Source organism: Streptomyces sp. NPDC005070, from assembly GCF_053600395.1.
Window position 1 is genome coordinate 1 of record NZ_JBSFZS010000370.1, and the last position, 2,462, is coordinate 2,462.

The 2,462-nt window shown below is 72.4% G+C and carries 3 protein-coding genes; 1 reads left to right on the forward strand and 2 read right to left on the reverse strand.

The features are described 5' to 3' along the window. Together ACWEBX_RS39155 and ACWEBX_RS39160 are read right to left on the reverse strand one after the other, a co-directional pair. Positions 1-841: hypothetical protein (locus tag ACWEBX_RS39155; RefSeq protein WP_451889470.1), on the reverse strand; the 841-nt coding region annotated here is incomplete at its 3' end. Between the two features lie 276 nt (positions 842-1,117). Next, positions 1,118-1,519 carry a hypothetical protein gene (locus tag ACWEBX_RS39160; RefSeq protein ID WP_451889471.1) on the reverse strand — a complete coding sequence of 134 codons (402 nt, stop codon included), beginning with the start codon at positions 1,517-1,519 and terminating at the stop codon, positions 1,118-1,120. 177 nt (positions 1,520-1,696) lie between these two features. Here ACWEBX_RS39160 and ACWEBX_RS39165 point away from each other — a divergent pair, with 177 nt between their 5' ends. Then, positions 1,697-2,371 (forward strand): response regulator, encoded by a 675-nt coding sequence (locus ACWEBX_RS39165; RefSeq protein ID WP_451889472.1) that lies wholly within the window; start codon positions 1,697-1,699, stop codon positions 2,369-2,371. Positions 2,372-2,462 lie beyond the last annotated feature (91 nt).

Genomic DNA, 2,462 nt, shown 5'->3' on the forward strand with positions numbered 1-2,462 from the left:
CGGTGTCGGTGAGGGCCGCGCTCCACTCGACCGGGCCGTCGGACGCGAGGACGGTGACCGAGCCGTCGAGGGCGGTGCAGTCGGCGGGGTCGATGCCGGTGGAGCCGGCGTCGGAGAGGGTCGCCTGTTCCGAGGGGTCGACCGGCGTCGGTGGGTCGGTATCGGTTCGGGCGGTCAGGTCCACCTGGGAGGCCGGGCCGGGGGTGTTCTGGTGGATGACCAGTCGCGCGGTGTACCGAGGCAGCCCGTCGGTCCGCACGGCCCAGACCCTCAGCCTGCAGTCCTGTCCCGGCGCGATGACCTTGTGCTCGCAGTCGTCGCTGCGATGCCAGGCGGCGGCGCCCTCACCCTCGAACGTCATCGAGGTGAGCCGCAGGTCTGCGGTACCCGTGCTCCTGACGGTCAGTTCCTGCCGGCAGTCCTTGCCGAGGCAGGACAGTTCGAGCGAGGCAGGGGACACCTCGGCGCCCGCGTTCTTGTCGATCTTCCCCGGACCGGTGTCGGAGATGGGGACGGACGGGAGGGCCAGGTCTTCGCGGTATTTGTCGTACACGGCCCGGACCGTGGTTGCTCCACCCCCGTCGGAGGGCCCGTGGGCGAGCGCGGAGAGGGGTTTGCCCAGCGATGCCTCCAGCGTCGTGATCGAGGCGAAGGGGATGGCGAGAGCCACCACGGCCAGCACCACCTTGGCCGATCTGGCCGCCAGGGCGGTCACCGCCATCACCACACTGGTGCCGGTGATTCCGGCGAACGCGGCGAGGTCACCGAAGTGCGCCAGAACCGCGGAGATGATCAAGCCGACGACGGCCTCGACGAGTTGGGTTCGGATGATGCGGCCCATGGCTGCCTTTCTGCGCGTGCGCGATGAGGGATGCAGAGCCCGTCGGCCCGGTGCCTGCGGGGGCGAGCGCTCTGGAAGCTGCCGTCTCGCGGCAGGGACAGGGGTACTCCGGACGCGTTGCGCACTCCCCGGTGACGAACGGCGCGGGGCGGCGGCGAGCCGGAGGGATCCACGCGGGATCCGGGAGCCCGCGACGACGCGGGAGGTGGTGCGGCTGGCGGTACGCCGGGGGCGGGCGACGGCGCCGCGGCCCGGGTCGGCCGCTCTCCTACGCCATCACGTGAGCGCCGTTTCCGGGACGGTGCGGGACAGGACCAGCGCGGTCGCGACGACGGTGACCACGATCAGGACCGCGACGACAGCCACGACCCACGCCGCGACGCCGGTGACGAACAGGGCCGGGAGCGCGGTGACCGCCGACAGGATCCGGGACCCCGCGACGATGCGGGAGCCGGTGCGGTTGGCGGTCCGCCAGGTGTGGACGACGGCCACGACGGTGATCAGTCCAAGGACGACGTCGGCGACGAGGATCCCTGCCGGCGGCCCGGGCTCACCGCTGTCCGGCGCCAGGAAGCCGCCCGCGCTGGTCGTGTCGAGCAGCCCGAGTACGGCGGCGAGCCCGAGGCCCGTCTTGTTCTTGCGGCTGAGCGTGGGCGGCACCGCCTGCGTCCGGCTCATATCGGTTCCCCTGTACGGGTGTTGGGGGCCGTCGATGCGACGGCCCGGTGAACCGACTATCGCGGCAGGGCCCCTTGGCGCGCATCGTCCGAAACTCCCTCCCGTCCGGGAGGATTTCCCGGCCCGCGGGGACCGTGAACCCTCCCGGCCGGGAGACCCGTCGGCCATCATCGGGGCATGAACTCCCCCGCCGGCCCGATCCGGGTGCTCATCGCCGACGACCATCCCGTCGTACGACGCGGTATGAGCGCGCTGCTGGCCTCGCTGGACGGCGTGGAGGTGGTGGCGGAGGCGGCGAACGGCGAAGAGGCCCTCAAGGAGGCCCAGTTGAGCCGGCCCGACGTGGTCGTGATGGACATTCAGATGCCCGAGCTGGACGGCGTCGAGGCGACCCGCCGGCTGACCGCCCTGCTGCCGGACGTGGCGGTGCTCGTGGTCACCATGTTCGAGGACGACGAGACCGTGATGTCCGCGATGCGCGCCGGCGCCCACGGCTACCTCCTCAAGGGCGCCCAGCAGGAGGAGATCCTGACCACGCTGCACGCGGTCGCGGCCGGACAGTACGTGATCACACCCGGGGTCGCGGCACGCCTCCTCGGCCGTCTCTCCCCCGCGCCCGCACCGGCCGTCCCCTTCCCCGAACTGACCGACCGCGAGCGGGAGGTGCTCGACCGCCTGGCCCGGGGATACACCAACGCCCGGGTGGCGGCCGACCTGTCGCTGGCCGAGAAGACCGTGTCGAACCGTCTGTCCGCGATCTTCCTGAAGCTGGGCGTGAGCGGCCGGACCGAGGCGGTGATCATGGCCCGGGAACACGGGCTGGGCGGCGGTGCGCCGGAGACGGGACCATGACGGTACGGGCGCTGAGCGCCTGTGCCCCTCTCGCGGTCCTCTCGGCCGCCGGCCTGGCCTCCCTGGGCCTTGTGCCGCCCTCCCCCGCCTC